At 72.0% G+C, this 24,528-nt stretch carries 24 protein-coding genes and 1 tRNA gene; 20 read left to right on the top strand and 5 right to left on the bottom strand.

Annotated features, from left to right (window positions below; translation table 11 throughout):
* Nucleotides 1-28: 28 nt before the first annotated feature.
* On the top strand, nt 29-1,567 hold the full coding sequence (gene hflX / locus ACIPKM_RS14270) for a GTPase HflX (RefSeq protein WP_402736966.1): 1,539 nt from the start codon (nt 29-31) through the stop codon (nt 1,565-1,567).
* A 199-nt stretch (nt 1,568-1,766) separates the two neighbouring features.
* Here the strand turns inward: hflX and lexA are convergent, their stop codons facing one another.
* On the bottom strand, nt 1,767-2,411 hold the full coding sequence (gene lexA / locus ACIPKM_RS14275; RefSeq protein WP_070416502.1) for a transcriptional repressor LexA: 645 nt from the start codon (nt 2,409-2,411) through the stop codon (nt 1,767-1,769).
* 237 nt (nt 2,412-2,648) lie between these two features.
* Here lexA and ACIPKM_RS14280 point away from each other — a divergent pair, with 237 nt between their 5' ends.
* From ACIPKM_RS14280 to scpB, 9 genes are all read left to right on the top strand, one after another.
* The gene (locus tag ACIPKM_RS14280) at nt 2,649-3,014 is read left to right on the top strand and encodes a LysM peptidoglycan-binding domain-containing protein (RefSeq protein ID WP_336697878.1); all 366 of its coding nucleotides are present in this window, start codon (nt 2,649-2,651) and stop codon (nt 3,012-3,014) included.
* Nucleotides 3,015-3,066: 52 nt separating this feature from the next.
* Nucleotides 3,067-4,191: a histidinol-phosphate transaminase gene (locus ACIPKM_RS14285; protein WP_070416500.1), complete on the top strand. Its 1,125-nt coding sequence runs from the start codon at nt 3,067-3,069 to the stop codon at nt 4,189-4,191.
* Nucleotides 4,188-4,790: an imidazoleglycerol-phosphate dehydratase HisB gene (gene hisB, locus ACIPKM_RS14290; RefSeq protein WP_336697882.1), complete on the top strand. Its 603-nt coding sequence runs from the start codon at nt 4,188-4,190 to the stop codon at nt 4,788-4,790. The genes ACIPKM_RS14285 and hisB overlap by 4 nt, the downstream gene beginning before the upstream one ends.
* Entirely contained in the window at nt 4,787-5,428 is a 642-nt protein-coding gene (gene hisH / locus ACIPKM_RS14295; protein WP_070416498.1) for an imidazole glycerol phosphate synthase subunit HisH, read from the top strand. Before hisB ends, hisH begins: the two co-directional genes overlap by 4 nt.
* Before the next feature lie 63 nt (nt 5,429-5,491).
* On the top strand, nt 5,492-6,238 hold the full coding sequence (gene priA / locus ACIPKM_RS14300) for a bifunctional 1-(5-phosphoribosyl)-5-((5-phosphoribosylamino)methylideneamino)imidazole-4-carboxamide isomerase/phosphoribosylanthranilate isomerase PriA (RefSeq protein ID WP_309888101.1): 747 nt from the start codon (nt 5,492-5,494) through the stop codon (nt 6,236-6,238).
* Between the two features lie 4 nt (nt 6,239-6,242).
* Nucleotides 6,243-7,079: an SseB family protein gene (locus tag ACIPKM_RS14305; protein ID WP_402736967.1), complete on the top strand. Its 837-nt coding sequence runs from the start codon at nt 6,243-6,245 to the stop codon at nt 7,077-7,079.
* Between the two features lie 89 nt (nt 7,080-7,168).
* The gene (locus ACIPKM_RS14310; protein ID WP_070416496.1) at nt 7,169-8,047 is read left to right on the top strand and encodes a ParA family protein; all 879 of its coding nucleotides are present in this window, start codon (nt 7,169-7,171) and stop codon (nt 8,045-8,047) included.
* Nucleotides 8,031-9,038: a ScpA family protein gene (locus tag ACIPKM_RS14315; RefSeq protein WP_083403321.1), complete on the top strand. Its 1,008-nt coding sequence runs from the start codon at nt 8,031-8,033 to the stop codon at nt 9,036-9,038. The genes ACIPKM_RS14310 and ACIPKM_RS14315 overlap by 17 nt, the downstream gene beginning before the upstream one ends.
* A 43-nt stretch (nt 9,039-9,081) precedes the next feature.
* Nucleotides 9,082-9,717, top strand: coding sequence for an SMC-Scp complex subunit ScpB (gene scpB / locus ACIPKM_RS14320; protein WP_402737015.1), 636 nt, complete (start codon nt 9,082-9,084; stop codon nt 9,715-9,717).
* A gap of 85 nt (nt 9,718-9,802) precedes the next feature.
* Here scpB and ACIPKM_RS14325 read toward each other — a convergent pair whose 3' ends face one another.
* A complete protein-coding gene (locus ACIPKM_RS14325) occupies nt 9,803-10,729 on the bottom strand; it encodes a hypothetical protein (protein WP_402736968.1) in 927 nt (308 codons plus the stop codon).
* A gap of 234 nt (nt 10,730-10,963) precedes the next feature.
* On the opposite strand from ACIPKM_RS14325, the gene ACIPKM_RS14330 reads away from it, so the two are divergent.
* The 6 genes from ACIPKM_RS14330 to ACIPKM_RS14355 all read left to right on the top strand — a co-directional run bounded on the left by ACIPKM_RS14330 (nt 10,964) and on the right by ACIPKM_RS14355 (nt 16,692).
* Nucleotides 10,964-11,719 carry a pseudouridine synthase gene (locus ACIPKM_RS14330; RefSeq protein ID WP_070419123.1) on the top strand — a complete coding sequence of 252 codons (756 nt, stop codon included), beginning with the start codon at nt 10,964-10,966 and terminating at the stop codon, nt 11,717-11,719.
* Between the two features lie 19 nt (nt 11,720-11,738).
* Nucleotides 11,739-12,863, top strand: coding sequence for a prephenate dehydrogenase (locus ACIPKM_RS14335; RefSeq protein ID WP_402736969.1), 1,125 nt, complete (start codon nt 11,739-11,741; stop codon nt 12,861-12,863).
* A gap of 167 nt (nt 12,864-13,030) precedes the next feature.
* A complete protein-coding gene (gene cmk, locus ACIPKM_RS14340; protein ID WP_402737016.1) occupies nt 13,031-13,714 on the top strand; it encodes a (d)CMP kinase in 684 nt (227 codons plus the stop codon).
* A 68-nt stretch (nt 13,715-13,782) separates the two neighbouring features.
* On the top strand, nt 13,783-15,303 hold the full coding sequence (der, locus tag ACIPKM_RS14345) for a ribosome biogenesis GTPase Der (protein ID WP_229086682.1): 1,521 nt from the start codon (nt 13,783-13,785) through the stop codon (nt 15,301-15,303).
* Nucleotides 15,304-15,323: 20 nt separating this feature from the next.
* Nucleotides 15,324-15,977: a hypothetical protein gene (locus tag ACIPKM_RS14350; protein WP_402736970.1), complete on the top strand. Its 654-nt coding sequence runs from the start codon at nt 15,324-15,326 to the stop codon at nt 15,975-15,977.
* A gap of 175 nt (nt 15,978-16,152) precedes the next feature.
* Nucleotides 16,153-16,692, top strand: a complete 540-nt coding sequence (locus tag ACIPKM_RS14355; protein ID WP_402736971.1) for a hypothetical protein — start codon at nt 16,153-16,155, stop codon at nt 16,690-16,692.
* 127 nt (nt 16,693-16,819) lie between these two features.
* Here the strand turns inward: ACIPKM_RS14355 and ACIPKM_RS14360 are convergent, their stop codons facing one another.
* Nucleotides 16,820-17,758 (bottom strand): helix-turn-helix domain-containing protein, encoded by a 939-nt coding sequence (locus tag ACIPKM_RS14360; protein WP_402736972.1) that lies wholly within the window; start codon nt 17,756-17,758, stop codon nt 16,820-16,822.
* 102 nt (nt 17,759-17,860) lie between these two features.
* On the opposite strand from ACIPKM_RS14360, the gene ACIPKM_RS14365 reads away from it, so the two are divergent.
* Complete coding sequence (locus ACIPKM_RS14365) at nt 17,861-18,730, top strand: oxidoreductase (RefSeq protein WP_402736973.1); 870 nt, start codon at nt 17,861-17,863, stop codon at nt 18,728-18,730.
* Nucleotides 18,731-18,838: 108 nt separating this feature from the next.
* Entirely contained in the window at nt 18,839-19,183 is a 345-nt protein-coding gene (locus tag ACIPKM_RS14370) for a hypothetical protein (protein WP_402736974.1), read from the top strand.
* Between the two features lie 8 nt (nt 19,184-19,191).
* On the opposite strand, the gene ACIPKM_RS14375 is transcribed toward ACIPKM_RS14370, so the two are convergent.
* Nucleotides 19,192-21,330: a RecQ family ATP-dependent DNA helicase gene (locus ACIPKM_RS14375; RefSeq protein ID WP_402736975.1), complete on the bottom strand. Its 2,139-nt coding sequence runs from the start codon at nt 21,328-21,330 to the stop codon at nt 19,192-19,194.
* A gap of 77 nt (nt 21,331-21,407) precedes the next feature.
* Nucleotides 21,408-22,907, bottom strand: a complete 1,500-nt coding sequence (locus tag ACIPKM_RS14380) for a hypothetical protein (protein WP_402736976.1) — start codon at nt 22,905-22,907, stop codon at nt 21,408-21,410.
* Nucleotides 22,908-23,095: 188 nt separating this feature from the next.
* Here ACIPKM_RS14380 and ACIPKM_RS14385 point away from each other — a divergent pair.
* Together ACIPKM_RS14385 and ACIPKM_RS14390 are read left to right on the top strand one after the other, a co-directional pair.
* A tRNA-Pro gene (locus ACIPKM_RS14385) sits at nt 23,096-23,169 on the top strand.
* Nucleotides 23,170-23,506: 337 nt separating this feature from the next.
* Nucleotides 23,507-24,499: a GIY-YIG nuclease family protein gene (locus ACIPKM_RS14390; protein WP_402736977.1), complete on the top strand. Its 993-nt coding sequence runs from the start codon at nt 23,507-23,509 to the stop codon at nt 24,497-24,499.
* The last annotated feature ends 29 nt before the right edge of the window (nt 24,500-24,528 follow it).

Raw genomic sequence — 24,528 nt, forward strand, 5'->3', positions numbered from 1 at the left:
AGGCCCCGAGCGGTACCCTGTGGAGAAGATGACGGACACCACGAACCGAGACGCAGAGACCACCGACGACAGCGCTGCTGGTGTCGTCGAGCGGGTCCTGCGCAACGCCGACTCCCGCGCGAGCTCCTCGATCTTCGCCCCCGCGCAGGCGATCCAGACCCGATCGGTCGAGGACCACGCCTGGACGGGCGACGGCGACCAGTACGACCGCGAAGACCGGGCTGCCCTCCGCCGCGTCGGCGGCCTCTCCACCGAGCTCGAGGACGTCACCGAGGTCGAGTACCGGCAGCTCCGGCTCGAGCAGGTCGTCCTGATCGGCGTGTACCCGCACGGCGACGCCTCGGACGCCGAGAACTCCCTGCGTGAGCTCGCCGCCCTCGCCGAGACCGCGGGTGCCGTGGTGCTCGACGGGCTCCTGCAGCGCCGGCCGAACCCCGACCCCTCCACGTACCTCGGCAAGGGCAAGGCCGAAGAGCTCGCGATGGTCGTCAAGGCCACCGGCGCCGACACGGTCATCGCCGACACCGAACTCGCCCCGTCCCAGCGCCGCGCGCTCGAGGACGTGGTGAAGGTCAAGGTGATCGACCGGACGGCCGTGATCCTCGACATCTTCAGCCAGCACGCCAAGAGCCGCGAGGGCAAGGCGCAGGTCGAACTCGCCCAGCTCGAGTACCTCCTGCCGCGACTCCGCGGGTGGGGTGAGTCGATGTCCCGCCAGGCCGGTGGCCAGGTGTCCGGCGGTGCGGGCATGGGTTCGCGTGGTCCCGGTGAGACGAAGATCGAGCTCGACCGTCGTCGCATCCACACCCGGATGTCGAAGCTCCGTCGCCAGATCGCCGGGTTCCGCCCCGCGCGCGAGGCGAAGCGGGCCGACCGACACCGCAACGACGTCCCGAGCGTCGCGATCGCCGGCTACACCAACGCGGGCAAGTCCTCGCTGCTGAACCGACTGACGAGCGCCGGCGTGCTCGTCCAGAACCAGCTCTTCGCGACGCTGGACGCCACGGTCCGCCGGACCGAGAGCGCGAAGGGCCGCGAGTTCACCTTCGTCGACACCGTCGGCTTCGTGCGCAACCTGCCGCACCAGCTCGTCGAGGCGTTCCGCTCCACCCTCGAAGAGGTCGGCGAGGCCGACGTCATCGTGCACGTCGTCGACGGCTCGCACCCCGACCCGGCCGCCCAGCTGGCGACCGTGCGCGAGGTCATCGGCGACGTCGGCGCCCGCGAGATCCCGGAAATCGTCGCCTTCAACAAGGCCGACCTCATCGACGAGTCGCAGCGGCTCGTCCTGGTCGGCCTCGTGCCGGACGCGGTGTTCGTCTCGGCGCGCACGGGCGAGGGCATCCAGGACCTCCTCGACGTGATCGAGGCCCGTCTCCCCGAACCCGACGTCGAGCTCACCGTGGTGGTCCCGTACGACCGCGGTGACCTGGTGTCGTCGCTGCACGACGCAGGCGCGGTCGAGACCGTCGACTACGTCGAGGACGGCACGCGCCTGCGGGTGCGCGTGTTCCAGCGGCAGGTCGCCGAGCTCGACCCGTTCGTGGTCGCGCCCGTCGCGTCCTGAGGCGCACCCTGCGCTGACGCGCGGCGTGCGGTCGCGCGGCGTGCGGTCCAGGAGGCGCGGCGCACGCCCGCCCCGCACCGACCGCGGCTGCGCGGTTCCGTTCGGCGCCGCACAACGAAAGCCGGTTCGAACCACGTGATCGCGTGGTTCGAACCGGCTTTGGTTGTGCCCGGCGCAGAGGCACGCGGCGACTGCGCCGTCAGATCGAGCGGAGGACCGCCACGACCTTGCCGAGCACGGTGGCCGCGTCGCCGAGGATCGGCTCGAACGCGGTGTTGCGGGGGAGCAGCCACGTGTGGCCGTCCCGCTGGCGGAAGACCTTCACGGTCGCTTCCTCGTCGAGCATGGCGGCGACGATGTCACCGTTCTCGGCCGTCTGCTGCGACCGGACGACCACCCAGTCGCCGTCGCAGATCGCGGCGTCGATCATCGACTCGCCCACCACCTTGAGCATGAAGAGGTCACCAGTGCCGACGAGCTGCCGGGGGAGCGGCACGATCTCGTCGACGTGCTGCTCGGCCGTGATCGGCACACCGGCGGCGATCCGACCGACGAGCGGGACGAGCGTCGTCGCGTCGACGTCCGGGCCCTCGACGTCGGGGGTCGGCTCGTCGACGAGCACCTCGAGCGCGCGGGGGCGGTTCGGGTCGCGGCGGATCCACCCGCCGAGCTCGAGCTGGCCGAGCTGGTGCGAGACGCTCGACAGCGAGGACAAGCCCGCGGCGTCACCGATCTCGCGCATGCTCGGCGGGTAGCCCCGGCTGGCGATCGACGCACGGATCGCGTCGAGGATCGCCTGCTGCTTCGCCGTCAGCGGCTTCTGGCCCCGCAGTTCGTCCGCCACGTCGTCTCGCCCTTCGTCGGTGCCGGGGCCGTGCCCGCGGGAATGTCGGTGGTGCCCGCTTGACTTGTCCCAGTCGATCGAAACAGTATCCGACCGGTCATCGCCGGACAAACACCTGTTCGAGCGCGTCGGCAGAAAACCCCCCAGAAATCTCCGCGCAGGACTTGTGCGGCTCGTCATTCGAAACTATGTTCGGTACAGGACTTCGGTTCACCCGAACGGGAAGGCAAGAACGACATGAGCACCATCGCCATCGCTGACATCCAGCGCACCGCGCCCGCCGTGCGTACGCGCCTGCGCCTCACGCGTCGCGGCCGGGTCGTCCTGACGACGCTCGCCGCGATCCCGCTGCTGATCGGTGTGGCACTCGCCATGCTGAACGGCGGACAGGCATCGGCCGGCAACACCGAGTCGCACGCCCACTTCGAGACCGTGACCATCCAGCCAGGCGAGACGCTCTGGCAGCTGGCGGAAGAGACCGCCCCGAACGCCGACCCGCGCGACTTCGTGCAGGACGTCGTCAGCCTGAACGCGCTCGACGGCTCCGGGCTGCAGGCCGGGCAGGAGATCTCGATCCCGGCGCAGTACACCGCCGCGCACTAGCACCGTCCGGACGGCCGGTCACCATGCCGTTCGGGCGGCCTACGATGGATCGGTGGCATTCACGCTCGAAGACCTCCCGATCCGAGACGACCTGCGCGGGCAGAGCCCGTACGGCGCCCCGCAGAAGCACGTGCGCGTGCAGCTCAACGTCAACGAGAACACGCATCCGGTGCCGGCCGACGTCGCCGAGGACATCGTGTCGTCGATCCGCCAGGCGCTGACGACCGTGAACCGCTACCCCGACCGTGAGTTCACCGAGCTGCGGCAGTCCCTCGCGGACTACCTCCAGCGCGACCTCGCGCCGGGGCAGGCGCTCGGTCCGGAGCAGATCTGGGCGGCCAACGGCTCGAACGAGGTGCTCCAGCAGCTGCTCCAGGCCTTCGGTGGGCCGGGACGCACCGTGCTCGGGTTCCCTCCGACCTACTCGATGCACTCGATCCTCGCGTCGGGCACCGGCACGACCTGGATCCCGGCGCAGCGCGACGACGAGTTCCGCATCGCGCCCGAGACGGTGGTGGCCGCCATCCGTGAGCACCAGCCGGACATCGTGTTCCTCTGCGGGCCGAACAACCCCACGGGTACGCCGCTCCCGATCGAGACGATCGAGGCCGCCTACGCCGCGACCGACGGCATCGTGATGGTCGACGAGGCCTACGCCGAGTTCATGCCTGCCGACGCCCCGAGCGCACTCACCCTGTTGCCCGGGCGGGAGCGTCTCATCGTGTCCCGCACGATGAGCAAGGCGTTCGCGTTCGCCGGTGCCCGCGTGGGCTACATGGCCGCCCACCCGGCCGTCATCGACGCGATCCGACTCGTCCGGCTGCCGTACCACCTCTCCGCGCTGACCCAGGCGGCAGCGGTGGCGGCGCTCCGGCACGCCCCCGCGATGCTCGCGATGGTCGACGACATCACGCAGCAGCGCGATCGCATGGTGACCGAACTCCGGGCGATGGGCTACCGCACGTACGAGACGTGGTCGAACTTCGTCCTGTTCGGCGGCGTCGCCGACCCGCACGCCGCGTTCGAAGCGCTGCTCGAGCAGGACGTGATCGTGCGCGACCTCGGCATCCCGAACCACCTGCGGGTGAGCGCCGGCACGGAAGAGGAGACCACCGTGTTCCTCGACGCCATGCGCCGCGTCGCCGCTGATCAGCCGCCGGTTAGGGTTGCAGCATGACCGCGCGCACCGCCACGATCAGCCGGAGCACGAGCGAGTCGAGCATCGAACTCGACCTCGACCTCGACGGCACCGGCACGTCCGACATCTCGACGAGCGTGCCGTTCTTCGACCACATGCTGACGGCGTTCAGCAAGCACTCGCTCATCGACCTCCGCGTGCGGTCGACCGGCGACACCCACATCGACGTCCACCACACCGTCGAGGACACCGGCATCGTCCTCGGCCAGGCGCTCAAGCAGGCCCTCGGCGACCGTGCCGGCATCGGTCGGTACGGGGACGCCCTCGTGCCGCTCGACGAAGCGCTCGCCCAGGCCGTGGTCGACGTCTCCGGCCGGCCGTTCCTCGTGCATTCCGGCGAGCCCGCGGGCTTCGAGTTCCACCGGATCGGCGGCCACTTCACCGGCTCGATGGTCCGCCACGTGTTCGAGGCGATCACCTTCAACGCCGGCATCACGGTGCACGTCCGCGTGCTCGAGGGCCGCGACCCGCACCACATCGCCGAAGCCGAGTTCAAGGCGTTCGCCCGGGCGATGCGCACGGCGGTCGAACTCGACCCTCGCGTGGACGGCATCCCGTCCACCAAGGGCACGCTGTGACCGCCGGGGCGAAGCCGAACGTCGTCGTCCTCGACTACGGGTCGGGCAACGTCCACTCCGCCGCCAAGGCCCTCGAACGCGCCGGCGCCGACGTCACCCTGACGTCGGACAAGCAGGCGGCGCTCCGGGCCGACGGGCTGCTGGTCCCCGGCGTCGGGGCGTTCGGAGCCGTGGTCGAGCAGCTCGAGGGCGTCCGGGGCGGCGAGATCGTCGACCACCGTCTCGCCGGCGGCCGTCCGGTCCTCGGGATCTGCGTCGGCATGCAGGTGCTCTTCTCGCGCGGCATCGAGCGCGGTGCCGACGTCGAGGGGCTCGGCCAGTGGCCGGGCACCGTCGAGCAGATCCAGGCCGACGTCCTGCCCCACATGGGGTGGAACACGGTCGACGCTCCTGCGGACTCGGTGTTGTTCGAGGGCCTGCACGACGAGCGCTTCTACTTCGTGCACTCGTACGGCGTGACCGACTTTCCGCTCGAGGCGTACGGGCCGTTCCGCGCACCGCGCCTGACCTGGGCCGAGCACGGGCAGCGGTTCGTCGCCGCGGTCGAGAACGGTCCGCTCACCGCCACCCAGTTCCACCCCGAGAAGTCCGGCGAGCCGGGCATCCGGCTGCTCCGCAACTGGGTGCAGTCGCTCTGAGACCCGCGGCGACACGTCGCGAACGACGACGCGCCCGACGACCCCCGCAACGAAGACAGGACCATGACCGAGCTCTCCACCACCCCGCCCCTCGTCCTGCTGCCCGCCGTGGACGTCGTCGACGGCCAGGCGGTGCGCCTCACCCAGGGCGAGGCCGGCAGCGAGACCTCCTACGGCGACCCGGTGTCGGCAGCCCGGACCTGGCGTGACCAGGGCGCCGAGTGGATCCACCTCGTCGACCTCGACGCAGCGTTCGGCCGCGGTGACAACCGCAAGGTCATCGCGCACGCCATCCGCGAGGTCGAGGGCGTCGCCGTCGAGCTCTCGGGCGGCATCCGCGACGACGCCTCGCTCGAGGCAGCCCTCGCGACCGGCGCCGCACGCGTGAACCTCGGCACCGCCGCGCTCGAGGACCCGGAGTGGGCGGCCCGCGTGATCCGGACGTACGGCGAGCAGATCGCCGTCGGGCTCGACGTGCGCGGCACGACGCTCGCCAGCCGGGGTTGGACGGAGGACGCCGGCGACCTGTGGGAGGTCCTCGACCGCCTCGAGGAAGCCGGCTGCGCCCGGTACGTCGTGACCGACGTGACGAAGGACGGCACCCTGCAGGGCCCGAACGTCGACCTCCTCCGCGAGGTCTGCGACCGTACCGACCAGCCCGTCGTGGCCTCCGGCGGGATCTCGACGCTCGACGACCTCCGTGCACTGCGCGAGCTCGTGCCGCACGGACTCGAGGGCGCGATCATCGGCAAGGCGCTCTACTCGGGGGCGTTCACGCTCCCGGCCGCGCTCGACATCGCCTCGGAGTAGGCGCGTGGCGGGCATCTCGAACGGTCGCGGCACCGGACCCGACGGGCCCGCGGGCGACGGGCACCCGGACGACGCGCACACCCCCGGTGGGGCTGCGGACTCCGCGGGCTTCGCCTGGGCCGGTCGCACGTTCGACCAGCACGACACGACGTTCGACGACGACGACGGTCTGGCCGACCCGGCCGTCGTCGCCGCGATCACGGCGCTGCCGGACGGTGGGTCGCAGCGGGCGGTCGTCGACGCGCTCCGCACCGCACGGCTGCTCATCCCGCTCATCGCCGAGGCCGGAGACATCGGGCACACCGACGCCGGCAAGCTCGTCGACAAGACGCAGGAGCTCTCCATCGTGACGGTCGCCGGCCCGGACGGTCGCAGCGTCATGCCCGCCTTCACCTCCGTCGAGGCGATGCGCTCCTGGGATCCGGACGCCCGACCGGTTCCCGCGGACTCCCGCCGCGTGGCGATGGCCGCGGCGAGCGAGGCGACCCAGCTCGTGGTCCTCGACCCGACGGCGCCGACCGAGTTCGTGCTCCGTCGCCCCGCGGTGTGGGCGATCGGGCAGGACCTGCCGTGGACGCCCTGCTTCGAGGACCCGGAAGTGGCCCGGGCCTTCGCCGACTCCGTCGTGGGGGAGCGTGCGGTGGCGCGGGTCGAGCTGGCCCCGGGGGACCCGCTCGGACGGTTCGCCGGTGCGGAACTGACGGTGGGGCTGGCGCTCCACCCCGGACTCGACCAGACGCAGGTGCAGGAGCTCGTGGGGCGCCTGCAGCAGCGCTGGACGGCGGACGCCGTCATCGCGGAACGCGTGGACAGCATGCGGGTGGCGCTGCGCCCAGCGTGAGTCGCGCCTCCTGGCCCCGACCTGCGGCGGTGCGGCCCCGCCCGGCGGTGCGGCCCGGCCCGGCGGCCGGTCGCCGGTACGATGACGGGGTGAGCACGAACCCGACGACCACCCCCGGAACCGGCGAGACCACCTACGGTCCGACCGGACGGCCCGTCCGGCAGTTCGCGGTGCCCGAGGAGCTCGACGGCCACGGACCCGCTCGCATCATCGCGCTGTGCAACCAGAAGGGCGGCGTCGGCAAGACCACGACGTCGATCAACCTCGGCGCGGCGCTGGCGGAGTACGGGCGCAAGGTCCTCGCGGTGGACTTCGACCCGCAGGGCGCCCTGTCGGCCGGCCTCGGCGTGCGGACCCACGACATCCCCACCGTCTACGACCTGCTGATGGGGTCGATCAAGGACCCGAACCAGGTCATCCAGCCGACGAACACGCCCTACCTCGACGTGATCCCCGCGAACATCGACCTCTCCGCGGCCGAGGTGCACCTCGTGAACGAGGTGGCGCGCGAGCAGATCCTCGCGAGCGTGCTCCGGAAGGTCGCGAACGACTACGACGTGATCCTCGTCGACTGCCAGCCGTCGCTCGGGCTGCTGACCGTGAACGCCCTGACGGCGGCGCACGGCGTCCTCATCCCGCTCGAGTGCGAGTTCTTCGCCCTGCGTGGTGTGGCGCTGCTCATCGAGACGATCGACAAGGTGCGCGACCGCCTCAACCCGGCGCTGCAGCTCGACGGGATCCTCGCGACGATGTACGACTCGCGGACGCTGCACTCGCGCGAGGTCATGGAGCGCGTCGTGGACACCTTCGACGACCGCGTGCTCGACACCGTCATCGGCCGGACCGTGAAGTTCCCGGACGCCACGGTCTCGGCGCGGCCGATCACGCAGACCGCGCCGGACCACGCGGCCGCACACGCGTACCGGCAGCTCGCCAGGGAGCTCGTCGAGCGTGGCGCCGTCGCCTGACCCCGGACCTGCCGGACAGCCGGCCCCCGGACCGGCCGGACAGCCGGCACCCGGACAGCCGGCCCCCGGACCGGCCGGGCAGCCGGCTCCCGGACCGGCCGGGCAGCCGGCTCCCGGACCAGCCGGGCAGCCGGCGCCCGGACCTGCCGGACAGCCGGCACCCGGACCGGCCGGACAGCCGGCCCCCGCCGGCACGCAGACCGCGGCCGGCTTCCGGGTCCGGCTCCGCAACTTCGACGGCCCGTTCGACCTGCTCCTCTCGCTCATCACGAAGCACGAGCTCGACATCACCGAGGTCTCGCTCGGCGCCGTGACGGGCGAGTTCATCGAGTACGTGCGCCAGGCCGAGTCCCAGGACGAACTCGACGAGGCCAGCGAGTTCCTCGTCGTCGCCGCCACGCTGCTCGACCTCAAGATCGCCGGACTCCTGCCGCAGGGCGAGCTCGTCGACGCCGAGGACGTCGCCCTGCTCGAGGCCCGCGACCTCCTGTTCGCACGACTGCTGCAGTACCGGGCGTTCAAGCAGGCCGCCGACTGGTTCGGCTCCCGCTGGCTGACCGAGTCCCGACGCCACGTGCGGAGCGTCCGGCTCGAGGAGCGGTTCCGCGCCCGGACCCCCGAGCTCGTCTGGACCCTGTCGGTGCAGGACTTCGCCGCGCTGGCGACCCTGGCGTTCGCGCCGCGGGAGCTCCCGACGGTCGGACTCGACCACCTGCACGCCCCGCTCGTCAGCATCCGGGAGCAGGCCGCGATCGTCGTCTCGATCCTCCGCACGCGTGCCGACGAGGACGTCTCGTTCCGCGAACTGGTCGCCGGCGTCTCGGAGACGGGTATCGTGGTGGCTCGCTTCCTCGCGATCCTGGAGCTGTACCGGAACGCATCCATCTCGTTCGAACAGTTCGAACCGCTCGGGGAGCTGACGCTGCGCTGGACCGCCGACGACTGGTCCGACGAGAGCCTCGCCAACTTGGGAGCCGACTATGACGGATGACGTGCACGACACGTCCAGTGCCGAACCCGGCGGCGCCGACGAGATGGCCGACGCCCGCGCGATCGAGCGCGAGATCCACGAGGCGCACGAGCGTGGCGCCCGGCCGGAGATCCCCGTCGACCGACAGCTCGAGGCGATCCTCATGATCGCCGACGAACCCCAGTCGCTCGTGTCCCTCGGCGCGGCCGTGGGGGCTCCCGTCCCGGTCGTCCGGCAGGCCATCGAGCGTCTCGTGGCGGACTTCGACGGGGTCGACGGCACGATCCGACGCGGGTTCGAACTCCGCGAGGTCGGCGGCGGCTGGCGCTTCTACGTCCGGCAGGACCTCGACGACGTCGTCGAGCAGTTCGTCGAGGCCGAACGCCCCTCCCGCCTGTCGCAGGCCGCGCTCGAGACCCTCGCGGTCGTCGCGTACAAGCAGCCGATCACCCGGTCGCAGATCGCCTCGATCCGCGCCGTCAACGTCGACGGCGTCGTCCGCACGCTCGTCGCGCGCGGCCTCATCGAGGAGTCGTTCACCGACGCCGAGACCGGCGCCATCAACTACGTCACGTCCGACCTGCTCCTGCAGCAGCTCGGCATCAACTCGCTCGACGAGCTGCCGCTCATCTCGCCCCTCCTGGACGACGGTGCCGGCGGCTTCGAGCAGAACGAAGGGATCCCCGATGGCCGCGTATGAGGAAGAACGACGAGGCGGCCCACGGGGTGGCGCGGGCCGGGACGGCGCGGGTCGTCGGGACGGCGCGGGTCGTCCTGGAGGCGCGTCACGCGACCGCACCGCAGGCTCCGGCCGTGCGGGTGGCCGGTCCGAGGGCGCTGGTCGCGACGACCGCGGAGGGTACCGCGGGCGTGACGAGCGTCCTGCTTCCGGTGGGTACCGGGGCCGTGACGAGCGTCCGTCCTCTGGCGGAGGGTACCGGGGTCGTGACGACGGTCCGTCCTCCGGCGGTGGGTACCGGGGTCGTGACGACCGTGCGGGGTCCGGCCGGCGTGACGACGACCGCGGGGGCTACCGCGGCCGTGACGACCGTCCGTCGACTGGCGGCGGGTACCGCGGCCGTGACGAGCGTCCGGCGTCCGGTGGCGGGTACCGGGGTCGTGACGACCGTGCGGGGTCCGGCCGGCGTGACGACGACCGCGGGGGCTACCGCGGCCGTGACGAGCGTCCGTCGAGCGGCGGCGGGTACCGCGGGCGCGACGAGCGTCCGGCGTCCGGCGGTGGGTACCGGGGCCGTGACGACCGCCGTGATGCTCCGCGCCGTGACGATGACCGCGGTGGCTACCGCGGGCGCGACGAGCGTCCGGCGTCCGGCGGTGGGTACCGGGGCCGTGACGACCGCCGTGATGCTCCGCGCCGTGACGATGACCGCGGCGGGTACCGCGGGCGCGACGAGCGTCCGGCGTCCGGCGGCGGGTACCGGGGTCGCGACGACCGCGGGGGAGACCGGGGTCGGTTCGTCGGCCGCGAGGACGACCGCCGTGGTAGCGACCGCGGCGGGTTCAACCGCCGTGACGACGACCGCGGCGGGTACCGGGGTCGTGACGAGCGCCCCGCGTCCGGTGGGTACCGTGGCCGTGACGATCGGCGTGACGACCGTCGTGACGCTCCCCGACGCGACGACGACCGCCGCCGCGACCCGGCCCGCGAGGACCGCCGTGCCCCGGACGGCCGACCCAGCACGGTGTGGCACAACGGCCGACGCTACGTCGGCGGCACCACCACGGCGCGCAACGGCGACCGGCCCCGGAACACCGGCCCGCGCGGCACCGACCGCCGCACCACCCCGCAGCCCGAGGGTGCCCGCGACCAGCAGGGCCAGCCGCTCGAGGGCACGCCCGAGCGCCCGATCATCCCGGACTGGGACGCGGCGGACGGGACGGCGACCGCCGGGGCCGCGCCGCGCCTCCAGGCAGAGGGGGAGCGCCTGCAGAAGGTGATCGCCGCTGCGGGCGTGGCATCTCGCCGCGTCGCGGAGAACCTGATCGTCGAGGGCCGCGTGACGGTCAACGGCGAGGTCGTCGACGCGCTCGGCCGGCGTGTCGATCCCGAGACCGACCAGATCGCGGTGGACGGCGTCCCGGTGCAGATCGACAGCTCGCGCCGCTACGTGCTGCTCAACAAGCCGACCGGCATGGTGTCCAGCCTGCAGGACGAGCGTGGACGGCGTGACCTGTCCGAGTACGTCGACCGGTACGAGGAGCGCCTGTTCAACGTCGGGCGGCTCGACACCGAGACGTCCGGGCTGCTCGTGCTGACGAACGACGGGGACCTCGCGCACGTCCTGGCGCACCCGTCGTTCGGGGTGACGAAGACGTACATCGCGAAGGTGCGCGGCAACGTGAACCCCGCGACGGTGCAGCGGCTCCTCGACGGTGTGGAGCTCGAGGACGGTCCGATCGCGGCCGACAAGGTCCGCCTGCTCGAGTCCTCGCGTGGGGAGTCGCTCGTCGAGATCACGCTGCACTCCGGTCGCAACCGGATCGTGCGCCGCATGCTCGACGAGGTCGACCACCCCGTCCTCGAACTGGTCCGGCGGTCGTTCGGGCCGCTGCACCTCGGGTCCCTGCCGATCGGCAAGACCCGGGAGCTGTCGACGGTCGAGCTCGGTTCGCTCCTCCGCATCGCCCGTGAGGCGAAGGGTTCTCCCCAGGCCTCGGACGGCGAAGAGTCCTCGGACTGACGATCGGTAGGCTTGCGGGGTGACCGACGCCACCACCCCGCTCGCCGAACCGGCCATCGACCGGCGGCTCCGGGGACCCGTGCGGATCGTCGGCGCGGGCCTGCTCGGTGCGTCCATCGGCCTGGCGCTGCGTGAGAAGGGTGTCGAGGTCGTCCTCGACGACGTCTCGCCCGCAGCCCTGGCGCTCGCCGTCGACTACGGCGCCGGGCGTCGACCGGCTCCCGGTGACCGTCCGCAACTCGTCGTGGTGGCCGTCCCGCCGGACGTCGTCGCGACGGTGGTCGAGCGCGAGCTCGCTGCCTTCCCCGGTGCCGTCGTCACCGACGTGGCGAGCGTGAAGTCGGGGCCGCTCGCCTCGCTCCGGGCAGCCGGCGCCGACATCTCGCGCTACATCGGCTCGCACCCCATGGCGGGCCGCGAACGCAGCGGGCCGACCGCCGCGCGCGCCGATCTCTTCCTCGGGCAACCGTGGGTGATCGCCGGGCACGACGACATCACGTACCAGCGTGCCGCCGTGGTGGAAGACCTGGCGCTCGACGTCGGCGCGACCGTGGTCCCGATGGAACCGGAGTCGCACGACCTCGCGGTGGCCTACGTCTCGCACGCACCGCAGCTGGTGTCCACGCTGATGGCCTCCCGGCTGCGGGACGCCCCCGACGGCTCGCTCGGCCTCGCGGGCGGCGGCGTCCGCGACGTGACCCGCATCGCCGCGAGCGACCCGGGGTTGTGGGTGCAGATCATCGGTGCGAACGCGTCGCGCATCCGGCCGGTGCTCGCGGACCTCCGCGACGACCTCGACCGGGTGCTCGCCGCACTCGACGACCCGACCGCGCCCGGTTCGCCCCGCGCCCTCGCCGAGACCATCGCTGCGGGCAACCGCGGCGTCGAACGGCTGCCGGGCAAGCACGGCACCACCAAGCGCTTCGCCCAGGTGGTCGTCCTCGTCGACGACACCCCGGGCCAGATCGCCGCCCTCCTCACGTTCATCGGGGAGATCGGCATCAACCTCGAGGACATGCGCCTCGAACACTCACCGGGCGCGCAGATCGGCATCGTCGAGGTGTCGGTCGTGCCCGAGCAGGAACAGCGACTCGTCGACGAACTCGAGGGTCGCGGATGGAGGATCGCAGCAGCATGGGCCTGAACAACGACGACTCCGGCGTGACCGGTGGACCCGACGGACCCGACACGGGGCTGCCCACGCCCGGCGACCAGCCCGGCCCGATCGGCGGCGCCGGCGGTGCGGGTGGCGGTCTCGACGGGCAGGGCGGCGGCGAGCCCGGTTCGACGCGCGACCCCCTGCCGGCCGGACTGCCGGACGGCGCCTTCGTCGCGAAGTTCGTGATCGCGGTCGACGGTCCCGCGGGCAGCGGCAAGTCGAGCGTGTCCCGTGCCGCGGCGCGCGCGCTCGGCTTCGGCTACCAGGACACCGGTGCCGCCTACCGCGCGCTCGCCTGGCACGCACTGCAGCAGCAGGTCGACCTCGACGACGCCGCCGGGGTCCTGGCGAGCTGGGACACCTTCGACTACGAGATCGGCACCGACCCGGACGCCTACTTCGTCCAGGTGAACGGCACCGACGTCACCGACGCGATCCGCACGCCCGAGGTCACCGCCGCGGTCGCCCACATCGCGAAGCTGCCCGAGGTCCGGCAGCGGCTCGTGCAGCTCTTCCGGAACGTGATGCGCAAGGCCGAGGGCCGGGGCATCATCACCGAGGGGCGTGACATCACCACGGTCGTCGCGCCCGACGCCGAAGTCCGGATCCTCCTCACGGCCGACGAGTCCGTTAGAATGGCTCGGCGCTCGGCTGAGGTCACCACCCAGTCGGCCGCCGAGACCTCCGCCGCACTCGCTCGTCGCGACGCGGCGGACGCGAAGGTCGTCGACTTCATGAACGCCGCCGACGGCGTCACGACGCTCGACTCCACCGACCTCGACTTCGACCAGACCGTGCAAGCGGTCGTCGACCTGGCCCGCGCGACCGGGCACTGACCACCAGGGCCACGCGCGGCCACGCACTGACAACACGCGGCCGAAGGGTCGCCGGCAAGGACACCCACATGGCGCAGCTGGACAACCCAGAACACGACGACTTCCCCGAGTACGACGACGCCCTCGGCGAGCGGATCGCCGGGCTCGACGAAGCCGAGGCCGAGCAGCGGGCGAACGCGCTCCGCGCCGGGCTCGAAGACTACGAGCTCGACGAAGAGGACGTCGCCCTGCTCGAAGCCGGGCAGCTCGGCGAGGACGGCATCACGTACCTGCCGGCCTACCCGGTCCTCGCGATCGTCGGGCGACCGAACGTCGGCAAGTCGCAGCTGGTGAACCGCATCCTCGGTCGCCGCGAAGCCGTCGTGCAGGACACCCCGGGTGTCACGCGTGACCGCGTCGCCTACAAGGCGGAGTGGAACGACAAGCGCTTCACCCTCGTCGACACCGGCGGGTGGGAGCCCGACGCCAAGGGCATCAACGCCTCCGTCGCCGCCCAGGCCGAGGTCGCGATCGACCTCGCCGACGCGGTGCTCTTCGTCGTGGACGTCACGGTCGGCATCACCGCCACCGACGAGCACGTCGTGAAGATGCTCCGCGGCACCGACCGTCCGGTCATCGTCGTCGCGAACAAGTCGGACGACGACCGGCGCGACCTCGACGCCTACGAGCTCTGGAACCTCGGTCTGGGGCAGCCGTACCCGGTGTCGGCGCTGCACGGTCGTGGCGTCGCCGACCTCCTCGACCTCATCATCACGACGCTCCCCGACACCTCGGCCGTCGCCAAGCAGGAGGTCGGCGGACCCCGTCGCGTCGCGATCCTCGGCCGTCCGAACGTCGGCAAGAGCTCGCTCCTGAACAAGGCCGCCGGCGAAGAGCGCGTCGTCGTCAACGAGCTGTCGGGGACGACCCGCGACCCGGTGGACGAGCAGATCGAGCTCGGCGGCCGTGTCTGGCGCTTCGTCGACACCGCCGGCATCCGCAAGCGCGTGCACCTGCAGCAGGGGGCCGACTTCTACGCCTCGCTCCGCACGACGGCAGCGCTCGAGAAGGCCGAGGTCGCCGTGGTCGTCCTCGACGTCACCGAGCCGATCTCCGTGCAGGACCTCCGCATCATCGACCTCGTCCTCGAGTCCGGCCGTGCGCTGGTGCTGGCATACAACAAGTGGGACCTGCTCGACGACGACCGCCGCCGCTACCTCGAGCGCGAGATCGAGCAGGACCTCGCGCACGTGGCGTGGGCCCCGCGCGTCAACATCTCCGCACGCACCGGTCGCCACCTCGAGAAGCTCGTGCCGGCCCTCGAGACCGCGCTCGACTCGTGGGACACCCGCATCCCGACGGGCAAGGTCAACGCCTTCATCGCCGAGCTCGTGCAGGAGCACCCGCACCCGGTCCGCGGTGGCAAGCAGCCCCGCATCCTGTTCGGGACCCAGGCGTCGAGCCAGCCGCCGACGTTCGTGCTGTTCACGACGGGCTTCCTCGACCCGCAATACCGACGCTTCATCACGCGTCGACTGCGCGAGGTGTGGGGCTTCTCGGGCACGCCGATCAACGTCAACATGCGGGTGCGCGAGCGCCGCAAGCGCTGAGGTCGATCAGGGGATCCGACATGACGAGGGCGAGTCGACGATGGCTGTTCGCAGCGGTCGCTCTGCTCGCCCTCGTCGCGGTCCTGGTCGCTTGGCGCGCCATCCAGACCGAGCGTGGCATCGACACTGCGGATCCGGTCGCGACGACGACCCCGCTCGCCGAACAGGGTCTGCAGGGCGGCACGCTCGTGTCCCCGTCGAACACGCTCGGCGCCCCGGTCCCCGAGCCCGCCACGGATGACCATGTCGACGGGTCGCCCATCGACCCGTGGTGGCGGCGCGTCCCGCCGGTGGCCGGCGACCTCGTCCCGATCGCCCCGATCGACGGGATCGCCTCGGGACACGACCGGTCTGCCTCGGGACACGTCCGGATCGCACGCGCCGGGGAGCACCTGCTCGTCAGGATCATGGACCTCCGGGTGGCGTCCTCCGCTACGGAACTGACTGATGTTCGGGTGGTGCTCTCCGAGGGCACGGTCGTCGGCGCGCGGCCCGGGCTCTGGACGGGGCACGAGGACGACGACGACCTCGGCACGATCCCGTCCGACGTGCGGACGATCACCTTCGACCTCGAGGCACCCCGCGGCATCCCGGACCCGGTCCGCTCGCTCGTCCTGCTGGACCCCGACTCCGGTGCGGTCCTCGGGGGAGCCGCGCTCCTGCCGACCGACTGAGGCGTCGCCGGTCTGGAGGCGCGGTGCCGGTGCCCGCCGCGGGACACGGCTGGGTGGTGCGGTGCCGGTTCGCGCCGCGGGACACGGCTGGGTGGTGCGGTGCCGGTTCGCGCCGCGGGACACGGCTGGGTGGTGCGGTGCCGGTTCGCGCCGCCGGATACGGCACCATGGGAGGGTGACGCAGCAGAACGCCGGGCTCGGTGCCCTCGCCGACCGCCTGTGGTGCCGTCTGCACCTCGACCGACTGGCCGGCGGACGGCAGGCGGACTACGTCATCCGCGAGGACATGCTCGACCACCCCGAGACCGTCCGCTCCTTCCGGTGGATCCGGTGGCTGCTCGTCGCCGAGACCGTCGTCGGCCTGACGGCGATCGTCGTGGCGATCCTCCTGACGCACGCCGGGCACACGGTCCCGTGGGCGGTGTGGTTCCGTGCGACCGTCGTCCTGCTCATCACGCTGACGCTCTACGTGTTCGCGTGGCGGGCGCAGCTCGGCTACTACTGGGCGTACCAGCGGCTGCGGTTGTTCAGCCGGATCTTCCCGGTCGTGACGCTCGTGGTCGCGGCGATCCCAGGGCTCTACCCGTTCTGGATGGTCATCGAGCAGATCGTGTTCTCGCTGCTGATGATCGGCATCGGGGACGTGCTGACGACCGACCACATGCGGGCCGCGTTCCCCAAGCCGGCGCGACGCTCGGGGCCTGCTGCGGGCTGAGGGGGCGGTGGCGGCGCGCGGTGAGAGCGCTGGGTGGTACCGAGCCGGTGCGACATCGTCGACGTCGTTCGACACCGGTCTTGTCGCTCGTTGCGGACGCGCACCGTTGCACGCGCGGGGGAGCGACTCAGTCGGGGTCGTACGACGTCGACGATGTCGTTCCGAGTCGGCCCGCCGGGCCGCCCGCGCCGCCCGCGCCGCCCGCCGCACCGCCCGCGCCGCCCGCAGCCCCCGCGGCCAGGCTCCCGAGCAGCGCCAACGCCCCCGCCGAGGGCGACCCCGGTTCGGCGTGGTGCAGCACGAGCAGCTGCCCGTCCGTCCCGCCGATGCCGAGCTTCTCCCGCCGGAGCTCGAGCTCGCCCACCTCCGGGTGCCACATCCGCACGGTGCCCCCGGCGAGCGGCCGGACGTCGTGTCGCGCCCACAGCCGACGGAAGTCGTCGCTGCCGAGCGACAGTTCGCCGACGAGCGAGGTGATCGCCGGATCATCCACACGGGTCCCGATCGAGGACCGGAACGCGGCCACCATGCCGCCCATCTGCTGCTCCCAGTCCGGGTAGCGCCCCTGCTCGGTGTGGCCGAGGAACATCGTGCGCAGCCGGTTCTCGCCGGCACGCATCCCCGGCGCCAACGCGGACGCGAGCCGGTTCGCGGCGAGCACGTCGAACGCGCGGTTCTCGACGAAGGCGGGCAACCCGACGACGTCGAGCAACTGCAGCGTCCCGGTCGGGACCCGGTCACTCCGGCCTCCGCGGGATCCCCTGGCGCGGTCGGGCGCAGCCGCACTCGATCCGGACGCGCTGGCCAGACCCCGCAGGTACGCGGTCGCCGTGGCGTCGAGGCCGAACACCCGTGCGATCGCGTCGAGCACCTGCCCCGACGGGTTCCGGTCACGCCCCTGCTCGAGACGGAGGTAGTAGTCCGCGCTGATCCCGGCGAGCGTCGCCACCTCCTCGCGGCGCAGCCCCGGCGTGCGTCGGACGCCGGTGACGCGCAGCCCGGCGTCCTCCGGGCGCACGAGCGCACGCCTCGCCCGGAGGTACTCGCCGAGGGTGTTGTCGCTCACCCCTCGATGCTACGGACCCGGCGCGGTCCGATCCTGGTCCCCGTGGTCCCAGGGTCGACGGGGACCTGTCCGTCCCGGCGGACCGGGAGCATCGTGGTGGACATGACCGACACCACACTCCCCGGCGGTTCCTTCCGCCTCGCCGACGACCTCGACCTCACCCGCGTCGGGTACGGCGCCATGCAGCTCGCGGGCCCCGGCGTCTTCGGGCCGCCCACCGACCGTGACGAGGCGATCCGCGTCCTCCGCACCGTCGTCGAGCTCGGGATCACCCACATCGACACGGCCGACTTCTACGGCCCACACGTCACGAACGAGGTCATCCGCGAGGCCCTCCACCCGTACGCCGACGGCCTGCACATCGTGACGAAGGTCGGCGCCCGTCGCGATGCGGACGGCGGGTGGCCGCACGCCCGCGAGCCGCACGAGCTCGTCGAACAGGTGCACGACAACCTGCGGCACCTCGGGCTCGAGCAGCTCGACGTGGTGAACCTCCGCGTCGGCGGGTTCGACGCCCCGGAGCCGGGCAGCCTCGCGCCGCAGTTCGAAGCGCTCGCCGAACTCCGGCAGCAGGGGCTCATCAAGCACCTCGGGCTGTCGACCGTGAACGCCGAGCAACTCGCCGAGGCGCAGTCGATCGCCCCCGTCGTCTGCGTGCAGAACTTCTACAACGTCGCCCGCCGCGAGGACGACGCGATGGTCGACAGCACGGCCGCGCAGGGCATCGCCTACGTGCCGTACTTCCCGCTCGGCGGCTTCTCGCCGCTGCAGTCCGGTGCGCTCGACGCCGTCGCGGAGCGGCTCGGAGTGTCGCGGCTGACCGTGGCGCTGTCGTGGCTGCTCCAGCGCTCGCCGAACATGCTCCTCATCCCGGGGACCTCGTCGGTCGCGCACCTGCGCGACAACGTCGCGTCGGCGGGCTTCGCCCTGCCGTCCGACGCGCTCGCCGAGCTGGACGCGATCGGCGCCTGAGCCGCGCTCCGGCTGACTGGAGGCGCGGTGCCGGCCCGCACCGCGCCTCCGGTGTGCGACGATGACCGCCGGGGCGGCGCCCATCGGGGCGTCCGGGGGAGGTCCGACATGACAGCACGTTCGTCCGGCGACCGCACGATCGGCGGCGCGAGCAGCTGGTGGCTGGCTGCGCCCGGGGCCGTCGCACTGATCGCCGGCGTCGCACACGCGGTCGGCCTGGCGCGCGTGTTCACCGAGGGGTTCCCACCGTGGTGGGTGGTGACGGGGATCGTCTCGCTTGCCGCGCTCCTCGCCACGGTGGTGGCCCTGTTCCGGGTGCCCGGGCCGCGTCCGGCAGCGGTCGGCGTCGCAGCGGCCGGGTTGTTCGTGGCCGGCGGGACGCTGCTGGTCGACGTGGCCGTCGTCGTCTTCCTGCAGTGGGTTGCCGACGGCCTGAGCAACCCGAGCGGCTGACGCCGGGGTCAGGCGACCGTGGCCAACGCGAACGGGAGCACGGCAGACGCCCCCGCCCGCCGCAGTTCGCGGCCCGCCACGGTCATCGTCCACCGACTGTCGACGAGGTCGTCCACGAGCAGCACCGGCCCCTCGTGCGACTGCAGCGCGGCCCCGAGCGCAGGATCGACCACGAACGTGTCCCACACCCCCGACAAGCGGTAGGCGCTGTTCGTCGCACCGTCCCCGCGCGGCGTCCCACCGTTCCGGCCGAGCGTGCCGAGGAACTGCAACCGCCCGATCGAGGACAGTGCCTGCGCGAGCGACCCGACGAGTTCGGGCCGTGACCGCGACGACATCGCGACGACCCCGGTCGGACGGGTCTCCCACGGCCAGTCCTTGAGCGCACGGACGCACCCGTCGACGAGCTCCCGCGAGATCGGGGCATCGGGGACCCCCGGTGCGAAGAGGGCACGGAGCGGCCCACCCCACCCGAGGTCGGTGAGCCGGGCGACGGCGCGTCCGGGCTGGACGAGCTCGTCGGCGCTGATCTTGCCGCGCACGGGGACGCCGAGCGACGACATGCCCGACGGCCACTGGGCGCGCGGGGCGATCTCGACCCCGACCTTGTCGAGCGCCGCGGCGGCACCCGAGGCATCCGACGACGACACCGACGTCGGGTACCAGGCGTCGGTGCAGTTGTCGCAGCGACCGCACGGTTCGGCGGACGGGTCGTCGAGGTCCTGCTGCAGGAGCTGCATGCGGCACTGCGACGTGGACTCGTAGTCGAGCATCGACGCGGCCTCGGTAGCGCGGGCAGCGGCGACCCGCTCGTAGCGGGGCGCGTCGTACTCCCACGGCTGCCCCGTGGCGACCCACCCGCCGGCGACGCGCTCGACGGCACCGTCGACGTCGAGCACCTTGAGCAGGAGTTCGAGGGTGGAGCGCTTGATGTCGACCAGTCCCTCGAGGGCGACGGTCGACATCGCGGAGTCACGGGACAGGGCGTTCAGCACCGCGGACGCCCGGGACTCGGTCGGCATCGAGGCGCTCGCGAAGTACTGCCAGATCTCTTGGTCTTCGCGCCCGGGCAACAGGAGCACGTCGGCGTTGTCGGTGGCGCGACCGGCACGACCGATCTGCTGGTAGTACGCCACGGGGGAGGACGGCGCCCCGACGTGGACGACGAAGCCCAGGTCCGGCTTGTCGAACCCCATGCCGAGCGCACTCGTCGCGACGAGGGCCTTCAGCTCGTTGCCCTTGAGCTGCTGCTCGAGCTGCTCGCGCTCGTCGGTGTCGGTGCGCCCGGTGTAGGCGCGGACCGCGTACCCGTTGTCGCGCAGGAGCCGGGCGATGTCCTCGGCCGCCGAGACGGTGAGCGTGTAGATGATGCCGCTGCCCGGCAGGTCGCCGAGGTGCGCGAGCAACCAGCCGAGCCGCTGTCGGGCGTCGGGGAGCGACAGCACGCCGAGCCGCAGCGAGGCCCGCGCGAGGGACCCGCGGATGGTGAACACGGGGTCGTCGGGGCCGGCGGTCAGCTGCTCGGCGACGTCCTCGACCACGCGCTCGTTCGCCGTCGCGGTGGTGGCGAGGACGGGCACGCCGTGGGGGAGCGACCGGATGAGCTCGGCCAGCCGGCGGTAGTCCGGCCGGAAGTCGTGCCCCCAGTCGGAGATGCAGTGCGCCTCGTCGACGACGAGCATGCCCATGCGGGCGATGAGCGTCGGCAGCTGTTCGTCGCGGAACCTCGGGTTGTTGAGCCGCTCGGGGGAGACGAGCAGGACGTCCACCTCGTCACGGGCGAGCGCCGCCTGCGTCTCACCCCACTCGTGCGCGTTCGCCGAGTTGATCGACACCGCACGCACCCCGGCCCGGGCAGCCGCGGCGACCTGGTCGCGCATGAGTGCGAGCAGCGGCGACACGAGCACGGTCGGGCCGCCCCCGCGTCGCCGGAGCAGCAGGGTCGCGAGGAAGTACACGGCGGACTTCCCCCACCCGGTGCGCTGCACCACGAGGGCGCGCTGCCGGTGCTCCACCAGCGCCGAGATCGCCTCGAGCTGCCCGGGGTGGAACACCGCGTCGGGCCGGCCGGTCAGGGCGTGCAGCGCCTCCTGCGCCTCCGCGGCGATCGCAGCGGACGGCGGAGCGGGTGGTGGGGCAACAGACATGACCCCATGCTGTCAGCACCGACCGACGAAACCCGACCCGCGCCTCCCGTCTGTGGAGAACTGGCCGAGGCGATCCGCTACTGGTACGTGATCAGCGACGGTGTCGGCGCCACGTCCGCCATGGTCTGCTGCGGCGTCAGCATCGGCTGGTCCTCGTCGTAGAAGTTCTTCCATCCCCAGTGGATGCCCTCGGGCGCCCCGACGTGCAGCGCCTTCCACGTCGCCTGCTTGTCCGGCTGCGACCCCTGCCCGTCGACGTGCACGAGCATGTCGAGCTCCGGGTGCTGCTCGAGCGACGCGCGGTCCTGGATCATCGACAGCCGGAACTGGTGGAGCACGAACGCCTTCGGCGGCAGACCCTTCGCCTTCACGAGGTCCGCGAGCCACGAGGACACCTCGTTCACCTCGGACGCCTTCACACTGCCGATCTGTTTCAGCGGGACCTGGTCGTGCCCGAGCCGCCACTCGGGGTCGAGCGCCAGCCACACGCCCGGCTTCGACAGCAGCGACTCGTACCGCTTCGCCTGCGACAGGAAGTCCGCGCGCCCCGGCTGGAGGTCGAGGATCACGGGCATCCCGGCGTCGTGCGCAGCATCGACGTAGGGCTCGAGCGTCGACACGGGCAGCTCGGTCGAGTAGTCCCCGTCCGCGCCGGCGTCCCCGGCGGCGACGGTCGCGATGACCTCCATCGCGGGCGTGATCGGCACGTCGCCGAGCCCCTTGTAGGACGCCGCGACGGACTTCGCGCGCTGCACCGTCGCCGTCGGGTCCTGCTCGCCGAGGACACCGAGCGCGGGCGCTCCCGGCGCGCCGTAGAGCGCCACGTACCGGTGGCCGTCGAACGGCCGCTGACCGCCGTCGGGCAGCTGCCACCCGTTCTCGGCGGCGCGGACGGTCCACTCCGGGTCCGGCAGGTCGGCGAACGCCGCCCCCACCAGCACCGTCGGGTGGTCGCTCCGCTCGTGCAGTGCGGTCACGACGTCCGGCGCGGCCGCGGGGTCCGTCACACCGTCCGGCATCGTCACGACGCGGGCACCCGCCGCCTTCGCGGTCGCCACGGCTGCGGCGTCGGCGGTCGCGTCCGCCACGACGACGGTGGCCTGCCTGGAGGCGCGGCTCGGCTCCGGCGCGTCCCCGCCGTCCGGCGCGTCCTGCTCGGGGACGTCGGTGTCGATCGCGACGTCGCCCTCGGCCTGGTACCACCGGGCGCCGAGGCGCTCGAGTTCGTGCGCCGCCGGCTTCGCCGTCGACTCGTCCTTCCCCGTCGACTCGTCCTTCCCGACGAGGAGGACCGGGACGTGGGCCGCCTCGGCGGCGCTCGCCGCGGACCGCACGGCGTCGGCGTCGTCAGCGGGCGCGACGACGGCGCCGGGGGCGGACGCGAACAGTGCGCGGCTCGTCCGGACGGAGCGCTCCGCAGCGTCGGACTCGGCCGCGACCGACACGGTCTTCCCGGTCGCCTTCGCCAGGGTTGCCCGGGTCGGGCCTTCCTGCGAGCCCGTGCACCCGGCGGCTCCGAGCAGCAGGCCGGCGGCTGCGAGTGCGAGGAGGACACGGGAGGTGGGACCGGAACGCATCGGGCCACCCTACGAGCCGGGCGGCGGAGACCCTGGGAATCCGACGGGTGTCGTGTGGAGCCGCGACGCGCTGGACGACTCGCGCGGGACGACACCGCGTGGCGCGGGAGGGGTCCGGCGTCCGCTATGCTGGTCGGGTTGCTCCGCGCTCCGGTCGGACGCGGGCGACGTGGGTCCCTCGGGGCTCGCGGGCTGTGGCGCAGCTTGGTAGCGCACTTGACTGGGGGTCAAGGGGTCGCAGGTTCAAATCCTGTCAGCCCGACAAATGCCCTGGTGAGAAGCATTTTCTTACCAGGGCATCGTCGTTCCTGGTGGCGAAGTAACCGCAAGAGTAACCGCAAGCTTTTGGGTTCCAGAGGAGTATCCGCAGCGCCACTGCGAGTGGCTCGGTCGACCGACCCGAACCGCGCCGACTCACAACAGGTGCACGCATGGCACGAGTACATCGGGCTGGGGGTCGGTAAGCGGACCTACCTTTGTTGGCACGTTCTTGCTCCCTGATCTGATCTGGAGTGCGAGCTCGACACAGTCAGACGAGCTCGTGTACCCATGGTCATGGCTCAAACGATCGGACCGAGGCGTTCGATAGCGTCGGGCTCATGTCTCCGACGCATGCGACCGACTCGCACTTCGGTGAGCCGTTGATCCGGAGCCGCCTCGGCACACGCCTGACGCGGGCGCTGTACGGCTACCCGAGTCGGAGCCCGAAGCAACGGTGGCGGCGCGACCGAATGTCGGAATCGCTCTGGGAGAGCACCGCGTGGTCGTATCGTGATGAGGAGCACCGGGAGCTTTCAGATGCCTTCCTCCTCTGGAATCGGGATCGCGCACTCCGCAACCTCGACCTGTCGCTGGCGCATTTCCAGACGCTCGACGTCGAGGAGTTCGAGCACGCGCTCGACGCGGTGCGCGCGAAGGCGAAGAGCCTGAAGTCGGTCGAAGACCTCTCGGTGTGGAAGGGCGTCGAAGGCGTCTACGTGACGGTCTTCGACGGGTATAAGCAATTCTACGTCGGCAAGGCCAACGACATCAGCGCGCGCATCCGTCAGCATTGGTCGGGTAGGAAACCCTTCGATCGACTCGTGTTCGGCGATCCGTATGGTTCCGTCCTGCCGGTCGACGAGCTCCGCCAGCTTGACACCACCCGCATGTTCGCGGCAAGGAGCCGAAACCCGTTCGGGATTGAGGAGCGTCTGGAGCGCGTCGCTGACCAGCGGTTCACTCTGAACCGGATGGCCGGCGGGCGTGCGGGGCCGCTGGAACTCATGCTCCTGGGTGTGCCTCGGTCACGTGCCCATCATCCCGGCGCAACATCGTCGACCCAGGCGGATCTCGTCGCCGCATGGGGGAGGGTCGAGAGCCTCGTAGCCGAGTCCCGCAGCTCCGGCGCGGACCCGGTGCCGCTTCTTGCCGCTCTCGACAAGGATGTACGGGCGCGGCGTCGAGATGATGGCTCGACTCGCTTCTGGTCGCTCCGCGATCTCGTCGCTGATGCCTTCGCCTTCGATGGTCTGATCTCGGCGGCCGAGTTCGAGGCGTTTCTCGGATTGATGGGCGAGAACGTGGTCTGGCCGGACCCTTCGCGGCGTTAGCGCGTGACGAGGGCAATCGATGCGTTTGG

The organism is Curtobacterium sp. NPDC086286, assembly GCF_044746255.1.
Lineage (GTDB): Bacteria > Actinomycetota > Actinomycetes > Actinomycetales > Microbacteriaceae > Curtobacterium.

Bases quoted from the DNA above. Each gene is read 5' to 3' on its own strand.
- ACIPKM_RS14370 (WP_402736974.1), top strand. From the start codon at position 18,839: ATGACAGCACGTTCGTCCGGCGACCGCACGATCGGCGGCGCGAGCAGC.
- hflX (WP_402736966.1), top strand. From the start codon at position 29: ATGACGGACACCACGAACCGAGACGCAGAGACCACCGACGACAGCGCT.
- ACIPKM_RS14390 (WP_402736977.1), top strand. From the start codon at position 23,507: ATGTCTCCGACGCATGCGACCGACTCGCACTTCGGTGAGCCGTTGATC.
- der (WP_229086682.1), top strand. From the start codon at position 13,783: ATGGCGCAGCTGGACAACCCAGAACACGACGACTTCCCCGAGTACGAC.
- ACIPKM_RS14375 (WP_402736975.1), bottom strand. From the start codon at position 21,330: ATGTCTGTTGCCCCACCACCCGCTCCGCCGTCCGCTGCGATCGCCGCG.
- ACIPKM_RS14365 (WP_402736973.1), top strand. From the start codon at position 17,861: ATGACCGACACCACACTCCCCGGCGGTTCCTTCCGCCTCGCCGACGAC.
- ACIPKM_RS14350 (WP_402736970.1), top strand. From the start codon at position 15,324: ATGACGAGGGCGAGTCGACGATGGCTGTTCGCAGCGGTCGCTCTGCTC.
- scpB (WP_402737015.1), top strand. From the start codon at position 9,082: ATGGCCGACGCCCGCGCGATCGAGCGCGAGATCCACGAGGCGCACGAG.
- priA (WP_309888101.1), top strand. From the start codon at position 5,492: ATGACCGAGCTCTCCACCACCCCGCCCCTCGTCCTGCTGCCCGCCGTG.
- ACIPKM_RS14380 (WP_402736976.1), bottom strand. From the start codon at position 22,907: ATGCGTTCCGGTCCCACCTCCCGTGTCCTCCTCGCACTCGCAGCCGCC.
- ACIPKM_RS14280 (WP_336697878.1), top strand. From the start codon at position 2,649: ATGAGCACCATCGCCATCGCTGACATCCAGCGCACCGCGCCCGCCGTG.
- hisB (WP_336697882.1), top strand. From the start codon at position 4,188: ATGACCGCGCGCACCGCCACGATCAGCCGGAGCACGAGCGAGTCGAGC.